The organism is Marinobacter sp. B-12, from assembly GCF_056857915.1.
Genome location: NZ_JBSXOB010000045.1, coordinates 1 through 18,882 on the forward strand (window position 1 = coordinate 1; position 18,882 = coordinate 18,882).

General features: G+C 58.0%; 17 protein-coding genes. 3 read left to right on the forward strand and 14 right to left on the reverse strand.

Annotated features, from left to right (window positions below; all coding sequences use genetic code 11):
- Positions 1–79: 79 nt before the first annotated feature.
- Entirely contained in the window at positions 80–427 is a 348-nt protein-coding gene (locus AC13D2_RS06905; RefSeq protein ID WP_482938371.1) for an MgtC/SapB family protein, read from the reverse strand.
- 181 nt (positions 428–608) lie between these two features.
- Between AC13D2_RS06905 and AC13D2_RS06910 the strand changes: the two genes are divergently transcribed.
- Positions 609–1,205, forward strand: coding sequence for an exopolysaccharide biosynthesis protein (locus AC13D2_RS06910; RefSeq protein ID WP_482938372.1), 597 nt, complete (start codon positions 609–611; stop codon positions 1,203–1,205).
- Between the two features lie 132 nt (positions 1,206–1,337).
- Here the strand turns inward: AC13D2_RS06910 and AC13D2_RS06915 are convergent, their stop codons facing one another.
- The 5 genes from AC13D2_RS06915 to mqo form a co-directional block, all read right to left on the reverse strand.
- Entirely contained in the window at positions 1,338–2,207 is an 870-nt protein-coding gene (locus AC13D2_RS06915) for a hypothetical protein (protein ID WP_482938373.1), read from the reverse strand.
- Positions 2,208–2,257: 50 nt separating this feature from the next.
- Entirely contained in the window at positions 2,258–3,928 is a 1,671-nt protein-coding gene (locus AC13D2_RS06920) for an acetolactate synthase large subunit (RefSeq protein WP_482938374.1), read from the reverse strand.
- A 28-nt stretch (positions 3,929–3,956) separates the two neighbouring features.
- Entirely contained in the window at positions 3,957–5,981 is a 2,025-nt protein-coding gene (locus tag AC13D2_RS06925) for a hypothetical protein (protein WP_482938375.1), read from the reverse strand.
- A 53-nt stretch (positions 5,982–6,034) separates the two neighbouring features.
- Positions 6,035–7,267 carry an ATP-grasp domain-containing protein gene (locus AC13D2_RS06930; RefSeq protein ID WP_007153140.1) on the reverse strand — a complete coding sequence of 411 codons (1,233 nt, stop codon included), beginning with the start codon at positions 7,265–7,267 and terminating at the stop codon, positions 6,035–6,037.
- 153 nt (positions 7,268–7,420) lie between these two features.
- Complete coding sequence (gene mqo / locus AC13D2_RS06935; protein WP_482938376.1) at positions 7,421–8,902, reverse strand: malate dehydrogenase (quinone); 1,482 nt, start codon at positions 8,900–8,902, stop codon at positions 7,421–7,423.
- A gap of 332 nt (positions 8,903–9,234) precedes the next feature.
- Here mqo and AC13D2_RS06940 point away from each other — a divergent pair, with 332 nt between their 5' ends.
- A complete protein-coding gene (locus tag AC13D2_RS06940) occupies positions 9,235–10,206 on the forward strand; it encodes a calcium/sodium antiporter (RefSeq protein ID WP_292048695.1) in 972 nt (323 codons plus the stop codon).
- Between the two features lie 9 nt (positions 10,207–10,215).
- On the opposite strand, the gene msrB is transcribed toward AC13D2_RS06940, so the two are convergent.
- The 3 genes from msrB to chrA all read right to left on the reverse strand — a co-directional run bounded on the left by msrB (position 10,216) and on the right by chrA (position 12,578).
- Positions 10,216–10,644: a peptide-methionine (R)-S-oxide reductase MsrB gene (gene msrB / locus AC13D2_RS06945; protein WP_292048696.1), complete on the reverse strand. Its 429-nt coding sequence runs from the start codon at positions 10,642–10,644 to the stop codon at positions 10,216–10,218.
- Between the two features lie 10 nt (positions 10,645–10,654).
- Positions 10,655–11,302, reverse strand: coding sequence for a peptide-methionine (S)-S-oxide reductase MsrA (gene msrA / locus AC13D2_RS06950; protein WP_292048697.1), 648 nt, complete (start codon positions 11,300–11,302; stop codon positions 10,655–10,657).
- Between the two features lie 97 nt (positions 11,303–11,399).
- Positions 11,400–12,578, reverse strand: coding sequence for a chromate efflux transporter (gene chrA, locus AC13D2_RS06955; RefSeq protein ID WP_292048698.1), 1,179 nt, complete (start codon positions 12,576–12,578; stop codon positions 11,400–11,402).
- Positions 12,579–12,723: 145 nt separating this feature from the next.
- Here chrA and AC13D2_RS06960 point away from each other — a divergent pair, with 145 nt between their 5' ends.
- Positions 12,724–13,698 (forward strand): metallophosphoesterase, encoded by a 975-nt coding sequence (locus AC13D2_RS06960; RefSeq protein ID WP_292048699.1) that lies wholly within the window; start codon positions 12,724–12,726, stop codon positions 13,696–13,698.
- Positions 13,699–13,707: 9 nt separating this feature from the next.
- Here AC13D2_RS06960 and AC13D2_RS06965 read toward each other — a convergent pair whose 3' ends face one another.
- From AC13D2_RS06965 to ercA, 5 genes are read right to left on the reverse strand one after another with little or no spacing between them, the layout of a single operon-like run.
- Entirely contained in the window at positions 13,708–14,190 is a 483-nt protein-coding gene (locus AC13D2_RS06965) for a CDP-archaeol synthase (protein ID WP_420389575.1), read from the reverse strand.
- 38 nt (positions 14,191–14,228) lie between these two features.
- Entirely contained in the window at positions 14,229–15,605 is a 1,377-nt protein-coding gene (locus tag AC13D2_RS06970; RefSeq protein ID WP_292048701.1) for a class II fumarate hydratase, read from the reverse strand.
- Between the two features lie 31 nt (positions 15,606–15,636).
- A complete protein-coding gene (locus AC13D2_RS06975) occupies positions 15,637–15,921 on the reverse strand; it encodes a hypothetical protein (protein WP_292048702.1) in 285 nt (94 codons plus the stop codon).
- Between the two features lie 49 nt (positions 15,922–15,970).
- Positions 15,971–17,722: a PAS domain-containing hybrid sensor histidine kinase/response regulator gene (locus tag AC13D2_RS06980; RefSeq protein ID WP_482938377.1), complete on the reverse strand. Its 1,752-nt coding sequence runs from the start codon at positions 17,720–17,722 to the stop codon at positions 15,971–15,973.
- Positions 17,706–18,869 (reverse strand): alcohol dehydrogenase-like regulatory protein ErcA, encoded by a 1,164-nt coding sequence (ercA, locus tag AC13D2_RS06985; protein WP_036206008.1) that lies wholly within the window; start codon positions 18,867–18,869, stop codon positions 17,706–17,708. Before ercA ends, AC13D2_RS06980 begins: the two co-directional genes overlap by 17 nt.
- Positions 18,870–18,882 lie beyond the last annotated feature (13 nt).

The window sequence follows — 18,882 nt, forward strand, 5'->3', positions numbered from 1 at the left end:
ACAAGAAAATGGCGGGTATCGCACCGATCTCAGCCAGCAGCCAGGATCTATTAACCAACACTTAAACGCCAAGGGTGGGTCAGTTTTCAACCGGCGATATTGCCAATAAGTGGGTCACTTTTAAACCGGCGTTGACACCGATAACACGACTGTCGTCCTTGAGGATCGCGCCGCCACCAATGAAGCCGATGCCGGTGACGATGCCTTGCAGGACCCGGCCCTGTTCGCCCGGGGAGTCGATGACAGCGCGGCCAACGAGCATGAAGCCGCATGACACCACGGCGACCAGGGGGAAGGTTCTCAGGCCGATTCTGGGCCCCTGCTCTTCCCGGTCAAAACCAATAGGGAACGCCAGCAGATAGGCAATGGCCATCAACAGCAGGTTGTTGAGGGTGAGCATCCAGTCAACGTTGAATAAATCTGCCATGGGGATTTCCGGGTTCTGAAGTTTTTGTTATCACTGGGTCGAGATTAGTCCTGGTCTGCAAAGGCTTCAATCCTTTCCGCCGCTGTTCGGCCACATTTGCTGTTTTCCGATTACTGGGAATGGTAGGTTTTAAAGGCCCGATTTGGCAGACGTTACTCTGATTCGAGGAAGAGCCCCATCTATGCGCAATAATGGTGACCCTACCAACATGCAACAGCTACTGGAGCAGATTCGCGAGTCTGCGACCGGGACCGGGCGAGTGTCGGTGCACGATATCCTTAATGGCGTAGGGGAACGTTCGTTCGGGCCCGTGGTGCTCGTCGCTGGGCTGATCACCCTGGCGCCGTTGATCGGCGACATTCCCGGGGTTCCAACCATTCTGGGGCTGGTGGTTCTGCTGACACTGGGGCAACTGTTGTTCCGCAGACACACCATCTGGATGCCCTCGTGGATTTCCCAGCGCTCCGTGCCCCAGGACAAGCTCTTGAAGGGGTTGGACTGGCTGCAAAAACCGGCTCGTTTTCTGGATCGTTGGACGGGGCCGCGCCTGGTGTTTCTGGCAGATGGGCCAGGGCTCTATATGATGGCCATTATCTGCATGCTGGTGGCTCTGGCCATGCCCGCAATGGAGGTGGTGCCCTTCAGCGCCAATGGCGGCGGCGCTGCGTTGACGGCCTTTGGGCTGGCAATCGTAGCGAGGGACGGGTTGTTGGCGATTGTAGCCACATCGCTCACGCTGGTGACCGGCTGGTTTGTGGTTACCGGGCTGGCAGGGTAATGCCAGAGGCGGAAAAAGGAGCCGTCCGTTGGCCCAAAGATGCAGTGGAGCAGGTGCTCCTATAGTCGCTTTCAGGGACTAACACATCTTCAGTACACCAGAGCAATATGACAGTTCTATGACTCAGGGTTATCACCCGCTTCCATGAAGTTCTTCAAAAAATGCCCGGGTACGCTCCGTGATTTCGTCCAGTTTGGCGTCCCAAGTGCGCTTGTAGCTTTTGAAGGTATCGTCACTCAGGCGCGAGAAGCGCGCTCCGGCCTCGGCTAACGCGCGAGAACTGTCGACAAAGGCGTCGAAATCCGGCTCATCCAGCCTGCCGCTGCTTCGATTGAGGTCCGCCGCGGTTCGCTGCAGGGCGCTTCGATCTCTCTCTGGCGCCCGCTGGTTGTCTTCCAGCGCCTCTTCGATGGATTTTTCCAACTCTTCCATCAGCCCCCGTAGGGCTTGGCCGTACTCTTCCATGGCCTGCTCTGCCCGGCGTTGGGTCTGGTCGGAATACGCCTCGAATTCGCGGGCAATGGCGTCCATCTGGCGAGAAAGGTCATCGGAAGACTGTCCGAAGCTGGCCGTCAAGCGATCGCCCAAGCGGCTCATTTCTCCGATTAGACCTGCAAACGGAGACGGATTCATTATCGCCTCCCCAGTGCGGTCGTAGTCCACCAGCCAGTCGCCGCCCCGCTCCACAAGGTAGGTATTTACTTCCCGGCGCTCGCCGGGGACGCCGTCTTCAGCGGGCAAGCGGGTTACAATCGTAGCCTCGCGATCGTCAATGACCACCCGACCAAAATCGGGCACGATGTCAGACCAGTCCCGGGCGTAGCTATCGAAGGCAGAGGCGGCGGCCAGCGTCGATAGGTCAGCAACGGTATCCGCATCTTTCTCGGACATGGCCTGCCAGAATTCGGCAGCCACTTCCTGGGGCGTTTCCGGCTTGCTACACCCGGTGACCACAACGGCTGCCAGCGTTAGTGCCACCACTCTGAACCACGAGTAACTCATTCGCCCATCCTCAATCAACGTTCAATACTGGGCGAATGATACTATAGGCCTTAGAGGTTACAGGTCAGGTTTACCAATTCTTCATCAAACACACGGCGGTTTTCGCTGTAATCCACGGGCACATCGATCAGGTGTACACCACCCGAGGCCAGTGCGTTCTTCAGCGTCGTCCGCAGGTCTTCAGTGCGGGTGATTCGATGGCCGGTGGCACCGTAGGCATCGGCGTATTTCACGAAGTCCGGGTTGTTGTAATCCAGCCCGAAGTTCTCGAAGCCCTCCTGGGCCTGCTTCCATTTGATCATGCCGTAGGCATTGTCGTTGATGATAAGTATCACCAGGTTCAGTTTCAGCCGCACGGCGGTTTCCAACTCCTGGCTATTCATCATGAAGCCACCATCGCCACACACTGCCATCACCTTGAGGTGCGGGTATAGCATGGCCGCCATCATGGCGCTGGGCAGGCCTGCGCCCATGGAGGCCAGGGCATTGTCGAGCAGTACGGTGTTGTTGTCGTAAGCCGGGTAGTTGCGGGCAAACCAGAGTTTGTACATGCCGTTGTCGAGCGCGATGATGCCGTCATCCGGCATGACCTGGCGTACGTCGTTGACGATGCGCTGGGGAATGACCGGGAAACGGCCATCGTCTGCTTTGTCGGCCATATGGCGGTCCACAGAAGCCTTCACTTCCATAAACCGGCGGAAGTCGTGTGAAGAGCACTGGCCACATTGTTCAGCCAGGTATTCGACGCTGTTGGCAATGTCGCCCACCACTTCGTGCTGGGGAAAATAGACCGGGTCCACATCGGCGGCACTGAAGTTCACGTGGATAACCTGTTTGCCGCCGGGATGCATGAAAAAGGGTGGCTTCTCAACCACATCGTGCCCGACGTTGATCACCAGGTCAGCGTGGTCAATGGCGCAGTGCACAAAGTCACCGGCCGAGAGTGCCGCATTCCCCAGGTAGCGGGGGTGGCGTTCATCCACTACGCCCTTGCCCATCTGGGTGGTGAAGAAGGGAATGCCGGTCACGTTGACCAGATGGATCAGGGCCTGGGAAACCCGTTTTCGGTTAGCACCGGCGCCAATCATGATCAGCGGGTATCTGGCTTTGCTGATCATGTCACAGGCAATGTCCAGGCTTTTGGTACTGGCAGTGGGTCGCCGGGCATCACTGGGCTGGAAGATATGGGTATCGCTCTCTGACACCTCAGAGGCGATGTCTTCGGGTAATTCGAGATGGACCGCACCCGGGCGTTCTTCCGAAGCCAACCGGAAGGCTTCCCTCACCTTGGCGGGGATGGTGTTGGCATTGCTGATCTGGCGGGTGTACTTGGTAAGCGGCCGCATCAGGTCCACCACGTCCAGAATCTGAAACAACCCCTGCTTGGAGGATTTAATGGGCTTCTGCCCGGAAATCATCATCATTGGCATGCCGCCAAGCTGGGCGTAGGCGGCGGCTGTTACCAGGTTGGTGGCACCGGGGCCCAGGGTCGACAGGCAAACGCCCACGCGGCCTGTCAGGCGCCCGTAGGTCGCGGCCATAAAGCCCGCCGCCTGTTCGTGGCGATTGAGAACCAGCTCAATGCTGGATTCGCGCAAGGCCTCAAGGAGATCCAGGTTTTCTTCACCCGGCACCGCGAAGATGTACTGAACACCTTCGTTTTCCAGGGCGCGAACAAACAGCTTGGCGCCGTTTCGGCAGTTACTGGCCTCAGCGGTCATCATCTCTCCCGTTCTGTCTTGGTTGGATCTATCCTTCCTGCGGGGGCTCTGCCTGCAGTGTCTCTGCCGGCAACCGGTCCCGGCCCCAGCTGCGGTGAATGCGGCTGATCACCCGCGCCAATTCCTCCTCGCCCACGTCTGCGGGCTCACCGCGTTCGAGGGGGTCGAAGTGAAAAATGTACAGCCGCGAGGCGAACTGTTCAAAGGGCAAGGAAGCCTCACCGAACCGTTCACCTTTCCTGGAGGTACTGACCACCACGTCGTCACCCCAATTCTGACCGCTGTCGTTATTGGGGTTAAAGAAATACACTCGCATGACGTCTTCCGGGTCCAGGGTCACACGGAGAATGGTGATGGCGTGCCAGCCAATGAATCTAGCAGCGCTGTCAGTAATAGCTACGCCGGCCGGTTGCGGGTGGATCAGGGGCTGGTTGCCATTGTAGTAGGGGTGGTAGCTGGCATAGAAATGCCGCAGGAACGTTTCCAGCTCTTCCAGGTCCCCGGTTGCAACGTCCACGTTAATGCGGAATCCACGGCCGGCGGACCAGCCATGGAATTCGGGGTTAACCCACTGGTGGGGGTCGCCCTGACGGTACATACACAGGCGGCCCATTTCTGCGTAAATCCGGTCAAGGTGCGGTACTACCACCAGCGAAACCGGGTCCAGGTCAAGCGTTACTTCGGAGGCCACACCTCCCTGACTGCTGGACGAAGAAACCGGGACGCCCTCGAAGTGCATGATAATTTCGTTGTCGCGGGCGGCCCAGGCCACCATCTGCAACAGATAGTCCGGATCGTTGTACGCCCACATGGACAGCGCCCGGGCTGACTGGCAGGTAGGGTTGTTTCCCTGCCCCACGCCAAGGGGCTGGCCCAGCATGTTTAGCACCCCCTGCAACAGCCACGCCTTCGGCTGTGGCTGATAGCCGTACGCCAACTGGATGCGCTCACGGGCTTGCGTGCAGATAGAAAGCTTGGCCTGGCGCCATAGCGCGGGCGCAAGCGGCGGCTGATAGAGAATGCCTCGCTCCAGCATTAACGCAAGGCCATATAGACCTTGGGCTGTTTCCGGATAGACACCCTCGTTGATCAACTCGTGCACCAGATCCTTGTAGCAAAGCAGGCAATCACGGCCGGTACTGGACAGGCCCAGGGCTTCCGTCAGCAGCGCATCCTGCCGCTCCAGAATGTGGCGGACAAAGGTGGCGTGATAGGGAGATACCAGTCCGGTGTCATGCATGGAACGGGCAAAACCGGTCGCTTCGCTTTGCAGGGCCACAGCGTCCATGGACTGCAGCCGTTCCTGGTACACAGAAATGCCAGGGTCTTCACGGCATGCCTGTGTCGGCCCGTAAAGGCTCGAAATCAGACGTTCAGCACCCTGCCCCGCACCACCGAGATCCACATCGGGATCAATGCGGCACAGCGCAATCTGGGTAATCATCTGCCGCACGCTGCTGACCTGGATCGGGCGCTGCTGCAGGATTCGCCAGATCTCTTCGATGAGCTGATCGATGACATGCTCATAGCCAATCTGAGTGGCAATATGCTGCACCACCGCGCGGCTGACAAGTGCCAGTTTTCCCTGTTCCCGTTCGGCCTCGCCAGACTCACCAAACAGCAAGTTCAGGTTGATGGCCAACACCTGAGTCAGGTAGTGATGCGCCTGTTCCGCGGAGAATGATTCATGCTGATAATCGCCTCGGGCAACCGCCAGCAGCCGCAATTCACTGAGCGCTTCGATGATGACTGTATCGGCATGGGGGCTTTGCAGGGAATAGGTCGTCAATGACGGCAACAGGATGGCGGGATCCGCCCAGTCGGTTCCAAGAAACACACCAGAACGCTCAAGCCATTCGGATCGCTCCTGCAACGCAAGGCAACCCTCAGGCTGAAGCAAAACCCGTCGAACTGTGTCAAACAGTCGGGGAAGCTTACCTGGCTTGGCGAAAGCGCGACTCTCATCGAGAGCCGCAATCGCGTCGTCCAGTCGCTGCACCAGCTTGTCGAAATTGACGACGGGGGCTGGGTTTCCAGCGTCGGAATTGCTCAAACTGTCTTCCTCAGGGCCTGGACCAGGCCCGTTGTTGTTAATTCCTTCCGGAATTATACATAGAAATCCAGTTCTTCCTGATGTTTCAGTAAATCACGCATGACATAAGGGTCTTCACCGAAGAAGTAAACTAGGCCCCAATGCGTGCCAAAGGCGGTACGCTTGGTAACTGTCTCTTCCAGCGGCGGCGTGAGTTCGTGGGATTCGAAGTAATCGTGGTTCTCGGTCTCTTCCGGCATTTCCAGTTGGCTGACCACCCGGCGGCGCGGATACACGCCGAAACAGCCGGCATAACCTTTGGCATCCACGACCTCTTTCGGGAAGAAGGCTTTAACCTCTTCGGCGGTGGTTTTCGGGTCGAAGGTCATGATCAGTGCTTGATAGGCATTGAAGCCGTATGCACGTTCAAGCAGCTCGAACACCTTGAAGCCCGGTGGCCGATACGCCACCTCACCGAAGTACATGGTGCTGTCGCTGGTCACGAAATACTCTGGGTGAATGAACCCGAACTCGATATCGAACGTTTTGATCAGTTTTTCGATCTCGCGGGTAATCTGCTCCCGGTATTTCTCCAGGTCCGGCGTAGCCGGTACAAACACCGAGTAACCCAGGGTCACATACTCCGAGATATTCAGGAACGCGATCTTGCCGTTGTGAATCCAGGCCTCGACGGCAAATTCCCAACCGTCCAGGTGGGATTCCATGAGCACCGGAAATTCTTCCTCGGGAATGGTATCCACTTCATCCGGGGTACGGATCACCCGGTGGCCCAGACAACCGGCCTTGTCGAATGCTTTGAGGTGGATCGGGTCATTCGGGTCACCGTCCAGCTTCAGAAGGGTCTGGTTGACTCGCTTCAGGAAACGGATAACGTCGTCCCGGTCGTGGGCTTCCTCGAAAATCCCCACACGAATACCGCCCAGCTGGGCGCGGCGCTTCATCAAAGCTTTATCTCGCAACAACATGGACTGGCCAAACAGCTTTGGCTGATCCATCAGAACCGAGTTGATAGCACCAGCCCACTCCACGGTTTCCTCAAACAAGGGAATAGCCACATTAACGCCCATCTCTTTGAGTGTCTGAGCAATTTCAACAGACCGGTCGTTCAGCCGCTCAAAATTCCATGGCACGTAGGGAATGTCATGTTCCTTGCAGTATGCCTCTGCCCAATCGGGGGCAACCACCACATATCGTCGATCAAATTTGTCGGCCGCTTCCACCGCGTTCAAGCTCCATCCCAGGAGTGCGATATAGCCTTTATTCGGATCGAATTCTTGCTCGCTCATGTTCGTTCTCCTTGGTGGTGTTTCCTTATAACCTAACGTTTCAGGCGCAAATCGCAACCGGGCCCGGCGCCCAAAAACCGAAAAGCGCCGGCAGCCCCGGCTTTTAAGCCAGGACTGCCAGCGCTTCCGCAGGTATTAGATCGTTTGGGAATATCAGCTCAATTTCAGGGTTGAGAGCGTTCGTTCCCGCACTTTGTTAAGTAATTGCTCATCGTCTACCAGCGATTGACCGTAGGAAGGCACCATCACTTTCATGCGTTCCTGCCACTCCGGGGATTCTATACGATCCGGGAAGCAGCGCTGGATCACATCGATCATGGCCTGGACAGCCGTTGAAGCCCCTGGTGATGCGCCAAGCAAAGCTGCCAGGGAACCGTCTTGCGCCGCCACAATTTCGGTGCCGAACTCCAGCTTTCCGCCACCTTCCAGTGACTTCTTGATAATCTGCACACGCTGGCCAGCATCCTGAAGGCGCCAGTCTTCTTCGCGGGCGTCCGGGAAGTAATTGCGCAGGGAAGCCACGCGGTCGCTGTGCGACTGGAACACTTCACCAATCAGATAGCGAGTCAGGTCCATGTTGGTACGGCTCACCGATAACATAGGACGAAGGTTCGCTGAGCGGACCGAGCCGAATAGGTCGAATACCGAGCCCTGCTTGAGGAAGCGTGTGGTGAAGCCGGCAAAGGGGCCGAAGAGAAGCGCCGGTTCACCGTTGATGATACGGGTATCCAGATGCGGTACCGACATCGGCGGCGCCCCGATCGGTGCCTTGCCGTACACCTTGGAGTGATGTTGCTGAACGATTTCCGGCTTCTGACAAACCAGCCACTGACCACTGACGGGGAAACCACCATAGCCCTTGGATTCATCGATGTTGGACTTTTGCAACATCGGCAGCGCTCCGCCGCCGGCACCCAGGAAGACAAACCCCGCCTCTAGCTTCGTCAGCTCACCGGTCTTCTGGTTCTTCACCCGCACCTTCCAGCGGCCATTGTCACGCTTGGCCAGGTAATGCACGGGACTGCTCAGCATCAGCTCAAAATTCGGCGTGGTTTCCAGGAACTCCACCATGCTGCGGGTAAGAGAGCCAAAGTCCACGTCTGAACCGTGCTTGATTCGAGTGGCGGCTACCTTTTGCATTGGATCCCGGTTATTGACCACCAGCGGCATCCACTCTTCCAGATCCCGCGGCGATTCCGTGTATTCCATTTCGCGGAACAGGTGATGGGCACTGAGCTTTTCATGGCGGCGTTTGAGGAACTTCACGCCATCTTCACCCCATACAAAGCTCTGGTGAGGGGTTCGGTTAATGAAGCTTTTGGGGTCCGGCAGCATGCCCTGCTCAACCAGATGGGACCAGAATTGCAAAGACACTTCGAACGAGGCATTGATCTTCAACGCCCGCTCAATAGCAACATCGCCATCTTCGGTTTCGGGGGTGTAATTGAGTTCGCAGTAGCCGGCGTGTCCGGTCCCTGCATTGTTCCATCCGTCGGTGCTTTCATGGGCTACGTGATCAAGACGTTCAACCATGACGATGTCCAGGGAGGGATCGAGCTGCCTGAGCATCATGCCGAGGGTGGCGCTCATGACGCCCCCGCCGACCAGCACTACATCTGCCTGTCTAACGGCCATTGGTTATCACCCTAGCTAGTTTAAAGCCTGTTACCCGCCCACGATCAGTAGAGGGGCTTTGAAGTTGCGGCGCGATTATCCCGCTTTTTGACCGGATAATAAATTGCGATTAACAACTGACTTGCGACCGGAACCCGCCTGGAGCTGAGTGCGCCGGCGCATGTGGCAAGGGCCAACGTGCTGATTTCATTTACCAACGGTGGCCGTGCGTAGGTCAAACGTTTAAAATGCGCTCGCCGGACGATCTTTGTTACATTCTCGCGTCTGCGCGCAACGATATCACCGCCACTTTAGTCTCATACCGTGCGGCTTACACCAACAGGGCACCCTTTATGCTTTTGGCAATCGCAGCAATCATCGCTGGTCTGATTTTACTTGTCTGGAGCGCAGACCGCTTCATTGAAGGCGCGGCGGCCACCGCCAAACACCTCGGTATGCCATCGCTGCTGATTGGTATGGTGATCATCGGATTCGGCACCTCTGCGCCTGAGTTGGCAGTGTCAGCCATGGCCGCACTCGATGGCAACCCGGGGCTGGCGCTGGGCAACGCCTATGGCTCTAACATCACCAATATCGCAGTGATCGTCGGCCTTACTGCAGTGATCGCCCCTATTACGGTCCATTCTCAGGTGATTCGAAAGGAACTTCCGCTGCTGCTGGTTCTGACGGCCATCGCCGGCTACCAGTTGATTGATGGCAACCTGACCCGACTCGACGGTTGGGTGCTGCTTGGTGTGTTCGCAGCCGTCATGGGCTGGTCCATCTATCAAGGCATCCAGGGCAAGGGGGACTCGTTGATCGGCGAGACCGACTCCGAACTGGTTGCCCACCCAATGCCATTGAAAATAGCGTTGATGTGGCTGGTTGTCGGCCTGGTTCTTCTGTTGGTGAGCTCGCGCATGCTGGTCTGGGGGGCGGTGTTTATTGCCCAGGGCCTGGGCGTCAGCGATCTGATCATCGGGCTGACTATCGTTGCCATCGGTACCTCACTGCCGGAACTGGCCTCGGCCCTGGCAGCCGTCAAGAAAAACGAGCACGACCTGATACTCGGCAACATCGTGGGGTCTGGCATTTTCAACACCCTCGCCGTGGTTGGCCTTGCTGCGACCATTGAGCCCCTGGCCGTGGATATGGAAGTGCTTTACCGCGACTGGACCCTGATGACGGCCCTCACCGTTGGGCTTTTGTTGATGAGCTTTGGGCTGACCGGTAAATCCCGGACCATCGGGCGACCGGACGGCGTGCTGCTGTTGATTGTGTACGTTTGCTACACCAGCTATCTGGTGTCAACAGTGATCCGCTGACCAGGCCAATCAGGCCTGGTTCTCCCTGAACACCATCGCCACCGAGTTCAAGCAGTAGCGCTGACCGGTTGGCGGCGGGCCATCTGGAAACACATGCCCCAGATGGCTATCACAACGCGGACAACGGATTTCCGTTCGAGCCATGCCCATGCTGTTGTCTTCAATGTAACGGATGTGGTCGGTGTCGAAGGGCTGGAAAAAACTCGGCCAGCCAGTACCGGAATCGAATTTGGACTCGGAACTGAACAGCGGCAACTCACACAATCGGCAGTAGTATACGCCTGCGTTCTTGTTGTCCAACAAGGTGCCGCAAAATGGCCGCTCGGTGCCATGATCGAGCAACACGCGGCGCTCCTCGTCCGTCAGGCCTGCGGCCTTTTCGTCCACTTTTTGTGGCGTTAGCGGGGTCAGGTCATAGCCTGCAGCAGAAACGCTCATAGCAGCCTCCTCAGGCAATATTGTTGTCGGTGTAACCAGGCTTGAGCTGGTCACCGAAAGTGTCCACAAGCTTTTCCATCTTTGGTGCCGCAACAGCCATGATGTAGGGCTGGTGTGGATTCCGTGCGGCAAAATTCTGGTGATAGTCTTCCGCCGGATAAAAGGCATCCAGCGGCTCCAGGGTCGTCACCAGAGGATTATCATAAACGCCCGCCGAGTTCAGTTGGCGAATGTAGGCTTCTGCCACCTGTTTCTGTTCGTCATTCTCGTAAAAAACGGCGGACCGATACTGGGTGCCACGGTCGTTTCCCTGCCGGTTAAGCTGGGTTGGGTCGTGGGCCACTGAGAAAAATACCTTCAGGATTTCCCCGAAGCTGACGGTCTGCGGGTCGTAATGAACATCCACCACTTCCGCGTGGCCGGTCTGGCCGCTGCACACTGCTTCATAGTTGGCGGTATCCGCTCTGCCCCCGGCATAGCCGGATTCCACCCGGCTAACGCCGTTCACCGCCAGGAAAACGGCTTCCACACACCAGAAACAGCCACCGCCAAGCACGACCCTTTGCTCGCGGTTATCGCCGGTTGGCAAATCACTTTCAGGCTCCGGAAAGCGGCTTTTCGGTACATTCAAGCCCGGAATTGTGCAGGATGTGGACATAATCAACCTCTGCTTCTGAATCATTACCGTTCGTTTAGTTTTCCAATGTCCAAGTGTGGCCTTCCTGACCGGTTTTAGCTACCCCCACTTTGGGGCATCAGAAAACCAGCAAGCCCACCAGCGCGCTGCCGGGTGCCAGTATCCAGACCGGCACCTTCCATATCGCCAGGGAAACCCATGCCAGCAGGACAAACGCAATTCCCACTGCATCGTGTACGGCAGAGGTCCACACCGGATCATACAGCGCCGCCAGCAGAAGTCCGACAACACCGGCATTCACCCCAGCCAGGGCCGCCCGTGCAACTGAATGGCTACGAATATACGACCACAGGGGTAGACCGGCAAATACCAGCAGGGTTCCCGGCAGGAAAACAGCGACCACAGCCACGGCGGCACCGGTCCACCCACTCTCGACACCACCCAAAAACGCTGAGAAAGTGAAGAGTGGTCCGGGCATGGCCTGTGCGACACCGTAACCGGCCAGGAAGGTATCCGCCGACAGGTGTCCGGGCGCCACAAACCCCTCCTGCAGCCAGGGCAACACCACATGACCACCCCCGAACACCAGGGCCCCCGCGCGATAGAGCTCAGACCAGATCCAGGCCAGGGAGCCGGAAGCCAGGGGAACGAATGCCATCAACAGCAGCACTGAAAATACCACCAGGAACGTCATAGGCCGCCGGGTTTGAACCGGTATGGTCAATGATTCTTCCACGCGCTTTTGCGGCAGTTGCATCGCAGCACCCACCGCGCCGGCTGCGAGCAGGACAAGTATCTGCATCCAGGCTGCGCCCGCCATCAACAGAACAACCGCGACCACCACGGCAATCGACAGGCGCGGAGCATCCGGGCACAGGGTTTTGCCCATCTGCCAAACCGCCTGGGCAACCACAGCGACCACAAACAACTTAAGGCCGGCTATCCAGCCACCCTGCCCTGCATCCGGCCACAGGCCAAGGCCGAGCGCAAACAGCGTCATCAATAGTGCCGATGGCAGGGTAAAGCCAAGCCAGGCCGCAGCGCCGCCACTATAACCTCTCTGGAGAAACCCCAGGGTTAACCCCACCTGGCTGGAGGCAGGTCCAGGCAATAGCTGACACAATGCCACTACCTCGCCATAGGCGTCGTCCGACAACCATCGCCGGCGCTTTACGAATTCGTCATGGAAAAACCCCAAATGGGCTGCCGGACCGCCGAAAGACGTCAGGCCAAGACGCAGAAACAATAGGAAAATGTGCCAGGCTGGCAAGGCCCCGGCGTATATACCCTTGGTCATGGAACGCTCTTATCGTGGCAACGTGTATTAAGAATGATGAACATTATGACTTCCCGGTTGCATCAGTCCCAGTCCCGACCATAATGAAAAGACGGGTTGACCGGATCGTGACAGGTAACGTTTCCAACAACCAACAGGACCAGCAATGACCGCCCGGGCTCATACACCAGACAATCAGGATGAACTCCTGGAGTATCGCCTGAGCCTCCGCCTTGGCCCGGTACACGCGCGCCAGCGCCTCGGTATCGAGCGGGAAGCGGAAGCTCGCGTGTTCGGGCCTGGCCACCAGTCGTTCCATCTGGAAAACATCACCTCAGCTCCACGTTTCATCAGCGCCTGCCTGAAGTTGGCGGGCTTGTTCCGTCGAGGCCAGCACAACAGCCGCCGGCTGGATACCGCCCACAATCAGTTTCACATCCCAAGCCTGCCCCAAGCGTTCGAAGGCTTCCGCATTCTGCACCTTACCGACCTCCACGTGGATATGGATGAGGCCAACCTGCAGGCCGTGATACGTCAAATCGAGCCCCTCAAATATGATGTGTGTGTGCTCACTGGCGATTACCGGCGCCTCACCTGGGGCTCGATTGAGGGTGCCATGGACGGTATGGCGAGACTGCGGAGTGCCATTCACGGCAAAGCCTACGCTGTACTGGGCAATCACGACAGCGTGCGCATGGTTCCTGGTCTTGAGGACATGGGTTATCACCTGCTGATGAATGAGCATGCAGTGCTGCAGCGGGGCGACGATAAGCTTTATCTGGCGGGCGTGGACGATGCCCATTTCTACAAGGCGCATAATCTGCACCGGGCAGGAGACGAGATTCCCACGGGTGGTATCAGCGTTCTGCTGAGTCACACACCGGAAATCTGGCGCGAGGCTGCCCATGCGGGCTACGACATTTTTCTGTGCGGCCATACCCACGGCGGTCAGATCTGCCTGCCCGGTGGCATCCCCGTGACCCTGGATTCCGACTGTCCCAGAGAACTCGGCCGTGGTTACTGGCGCCGCAACGGCATGCAGGGCTATACCTCCCCAGGCGCAGGTACGTCGGTGGTCAACGTAAGGCTGAATTGCCCGCCGGAAGTGACGGTACACACCCTGACTCGGGGCCCCGGCTGAAGCCCGAGCTCAATGCGGCTGGTGGCGTATACCCAGGCGGTACAGTACGGGCGACAGCAGGATATTCGACACGGTAAACAGCACCACGACAACCGCCACAGTGAACCAGTCCAGCCCCAGCCAAAACCACGCCAGGATCATTGGCAGCAGGGCTTCTGGAACCTGGTCAAGCCCAACCGCCCGGGCACTGGAGGCAAGACCGGCACGACGCTTGATGAAACTGCTGATGATATCGCCCATCAGCCCAAGCATTCCGAATGCAAGGCCAAATACGACGCCTATTCCGGTGATCCATGCAAACAAGCTACACGCCAATGCACCGGACACAACACCACGCCAGGTTTTGCTTCGTCCCAGCACCGGCTGCCCGTCCCGCCATAGCCTGCCACCATCAACAGGGGCCGACCAGCGCCGGCCAAACAGCCGGGCGACCAGTACCGGTGCGCCATTTGCCAGCACCAGCATCACCAGGAGCTCGATAGAAATCAGCAATCGGCTCACTCTCCGTCAGGACCGTCCGGCGGCAGGCCTCAGGCAAGCCCGCCTTTGGTCAGTTTCAGCGGGTCCATCAGTTCCTCCAGCCGCTTCCGGTCAAGGCCACTGCGCTCCTCCGCCACGTCAATCACCGGTCGGCCAGTCTGATAGGCTTCCTTAGCAATATCCGACGCCAGGCTGTAACCGATTTCGGGGTTGAGCGCGGTGACCAGTACAGGGTTCTTGCCGACCGCTGCGTCCAGATGATCGGTATTCACCGTAAAATCCCGGATCGCCTTGTCACCGAGTATGGTTGACGCATTGGTCAGCAGTTCGATCATGTCCAGCAGGTTGGCGCCCACCAACGGCAACATCACGTTCAACTGGAAATTGCCTGATTGCCCGGCCAGGGCAACGGTGCTATCCAGTCCCATTACCTGGGCCCCGACCATGGCCACCGACTCCGGAATCACCGGGTTGACCTTGCCTGGCATAATGCTGCTGCCTGGCTGTAGGGCCGGCAGGCTGATTTCCGCCAGACCGTGAATCGGCCCACTGTTCATCCAGCGCAGGTCATTGGCGATCTTGGTCAGTACGATGGCCAGCCCCCGCAGTTGGGACGACAGGGCCACGGGCGCGTCGATGGCACTCTGCCCCACGAATTTATGTTCCAGGGAGCGGAAATGGTAACCCGTATTGGAAGTGAGGAACTTGATGAACTGCCCCGGAAATTCTTCCAGTGCATTCACTCCGGTTCCCACGGCAGTCCCGCCCTGGGGTACGGCGAGTAAATCCTCAGCCGCGGTCTCAAGCCGTTTTTCCGCGGCGAGTAATTGCTCCCGCCAGGTTCTCAGCTCCTGCCCCAGGGTGACCGGCATGGCATCCATCAGGTGGGTGCGGCCGGTTTTAACCTGATTCGCAAACAATGCCTCACGTTCGTAAATAACCCCGCACAGGTGGGTCAGCGCCGGAATCAAACGCTCGTAAATGCCTGCCAGGGCACTGATATGGATGGCCGTCGGGATCACGTCGTTGGAACTCTGGCTCATGTTGACGTGATCGTTGGGGTGAATCTCGACATCCTCCCTTGCTGCCAGGGCTGCGATGACCTCGTTCACATTCATGTTAGTGCTGGTGCCTGACCCCGTCTGGTAACGATCTATGGGAAACTGGTCAGCGAATTCACCGTTTATCAGGCGATCGCCGGCCGCGACAATCGCATCTCTCAGATCGTTATCCAATAAACCGAGGCTGGCGTTGGCATCTGCGGCTGCCTGCTTCACTCTTACCACCGCCGCAATGAACGCCGGCGGCATCGGCAAGCCACTTACCGGAAAGTTCTCTACGGCCCTCTGGGTCTGTGCGCCCCAAAGAGCCTCTTCAGGAACGCGTACTTCGCCCAGGCTGTCTTTTTCAGTCCTGAAATTCGTCATGACATCCTCCTCTGTTCACAGGCATTGGGGCTCACCCGTTTGGCGGTGACTTCAGTCTGACATGGTCGCAAATGCCGGTAACCTGATCAAAATTCAGGATCAGGGTATGAACCGTGTTGGTATAGGTGTCGTGAAGGTGAAACTTGAAGCGATGTTGCTTCTCCCCCTGAAGGAAACCGTCATACTCCCGCACCAGCTCCCGCACGTCTCCTCCCTCGTCCCTCGACCAGGTGGCGTTAAAGGGCCCTAGGACGGCACCGCCAGACAGGCAAACAGTCACTTCGTGATTGGTAAGGGCGTTTTCCGAACCGGACATGGCACACTCTCCTGACAAAACGAACATTGACAGAATAAAGTGTAGACCGTCATTGCGATTCTGAGTTCAGGGATGTGGCAAGACTGGATACCAGCGCCCGAAGGCGGTTGGGCTTGACCGGCTTGTTGAGCACAGGCAGATACTGTGCACTGATGAGCCGGCGTGTTTCATCGCTGCGATCAGCGGTAATGATGGCGGCCGGTATATCACGACCAAAGTGACGCCGAACCGCGCACACCGCCTGACAACCCGTCAGGTTCTCATCCAGGTGGAAATCGGCCAGGATGATATCGGTGCCACTGCAATGCGCCACGGCATCCGCCGCGCTACCCGCTGTGGCAACCATACAACCCCAGCGTTCCAGCAGAGCCCGCATACTTTCCTGTACTGGCTCTTCGTTGTCGATCACCAGAACACGCAGTCCGTCGAAGAACGCCGGCGCAATCGCTAAAGGCTCCGCTTTCAGGCCGCTGGCGGACGCTTCTGTGAAGCGGGCCAGGGGAATGAGAACACTGAAGCAGGAGCCTTTGCCATGACGTGAATCCACACGGATGTCGCAGGCCAATACCCTCGCCATTCGCTCAACGATCGCCAATCCCAGGCCCACCCCCTGGCGGCCACCGCCCTTCGGCAGTATCTGGTGAAACTCCCGGAAGATATCCTCCAGCTTTTCCTGCTCGATACCCACGCCCGTATCCCACACCCCGATTTCCAGGTTGGGACCACGCTTGCGGGCAGCAAAAAGCACCCCACCTTCACGGGTGTAACGAAACGCGTTGCTTAACAGGTTGCGGAGTATTCGAGTGAGCATTCGCGGGTCAGTACGCACGTAACCTGCGCCAGAGCGTACCCGAAAGTGCAGTTCCGCGTTCTCAGCCACCGGTTCGAATTCCTGGGCGAGTCCTCGCATCAGTTCGCCGATGTCGGCATGGACAAAGTCCGGTCGCATGGCCTTCTGGTCGAGTTTGGATATATCCAGAAGATCCGCCAGCAGATCCTCGGCACTTTCCAGTGACCGCTGCACTCGCTGAACAAGTCGATTCTCGTCCGCAGGCAGATCGCTGTCCATCAGGGCGGACACCAGTAACCTGGCCGCATTCAGAGGTTGCAGTAAATCATGACTGGCCGCCGCGAGGTACTTGTCTTTGCTCTCATTGGCCTCCTTGGCGGCCTCTACAGCCACCACCAACTCCCGCTCCACCCGTTCGCGCTGCTCGATCTGGTAACGTAGCACCACGTTGGCGTTCTGCAGCTCGTCGGTGCGTTCCTCCACACGGCGCTCCAGATCCGCGTTGAGCTGACGTAACTTTTCCCGCGCCTGGTGCCGCTCGGTGATATCGGCGACAAAGGCTTCCACCACTTCCGGGCCGAGGTCTGGCCGCCGCAACAACGTGATTGCCACATGCACTGGCGTATTGTCCACCCGCCTGAGTCTGGTTTCCCTTGCACTGAGGCTGCCATTGTCCAGCAACTCCTGCCGGATGGCATCAAACTCACCAGAACTGCAGAACAGCTGTTCGCGCAAGCGGATAACCCCGGCCACCAGGGCCTCGGCGCTGTCGTAGCCGCAGATCCGCGCCATGGCCGGGTTAACGGCCACAAAGCCACCGCGGAGGTTGGCCTGGAAGATGCCATGAAGGGCGTTTTCAAACAGCCATTTGTAGCGGTTGCGCTCCTTTTCCAGTTCATCGATCCGTTCCTGCAGGGCCGGGTAGTAATTCTTGCGTACCGACTGGCTGCCAAGGCCGAGCAGATCGCCGATGTCGTAGTCAGCGTCGCTGGAATCAGAGGGCTTCTTCATAAACAACTTCGACGTCACGGCGTGAGGACTTGCGGGGATTGGTCAGGATGCATGGGTCCTGCAGTGCGAAGCCCGACAGGTAAGGGATGTCAGACGTGGTCACGCCCAGCTTGCCCAGTTTGGCCTCCAGCCCCACGGCCTGTTTCAACGTGATGATTCGCCCCATCAAACGCTGTTTGATCACCGGTTTCGACATACCGCGGGTGTCGATATCCATGGCCTCCGCCACCCGCCGGAATCGATCCTCTGCCGAGGTGTAGTTGTAGGCCACAACGTGTTCCAGCAGCAAGGCGTTGCAAAGTCCGTGGGGCAAATCAAGGTACCCACCCAGACTATGGGACATGGCATGCACCGCCCCCAGGATGGCATTGGAAAACGCCAGGCCGGCCTGCATGGAGGCCAGCATGATCTGCTCCCGCAAGTGTACGTTGGCGGTGTTCAAGACCAGCGGTTCCAGATGGCGATTGATCAGCCGGATCGCTTCCAGGGCGTTGGTATCAGTGAGCGGCCCACTACCTGTGGACACATAGGCCTCAATAGCATGCACCATGGCGTCCACCCCGGTACAGGCCGTCAGGTAGGCGTCCATGGTTTCCGTCACTTCCGGGTCGATCAGCGATACATCCGGCACTACCGCCTTGCTGATAATGGAGAACTTGAAGCGCCGGTCCGGGTCGGAAATGATCGCGAACTGCGACACATCGGCGGACGTGCCGGCCGTGGTAGGGATCAGGATCATTGGCGGCGACGGCGAGGTAATGGTGTCCACACCCTCGAACTCGAGAATGTTCCGGCCATGGGCGCTGACGATGCCGATGCCCTTGGCGCAGTCCATGGGGCTGCCGCCACCAATGGCGACAATGACATCACACTCATTGGATTTGTACAGCTCTGCTCCGGCCATGACTTCATCCACTTTCGGATTGGCAGAAACACCGGTAAAAACAGTGACACGAAGCCCGGCTGTCACCAGGATATCCATGATCTCCGCAACCCAGCCAGCCTTTTCCACACCAGGGTCTGATACCAGGAACACGTGGCGGGCACCAACGTTACTGGCGAAGTTGGCTACCGCCTTGCGTGAGCCGGCACCAAAGACAATCTCGGGGGACACAAACTTGCGCAGGGCAGAAATGTCGTAGCTCATGGGCGCTCTCTTC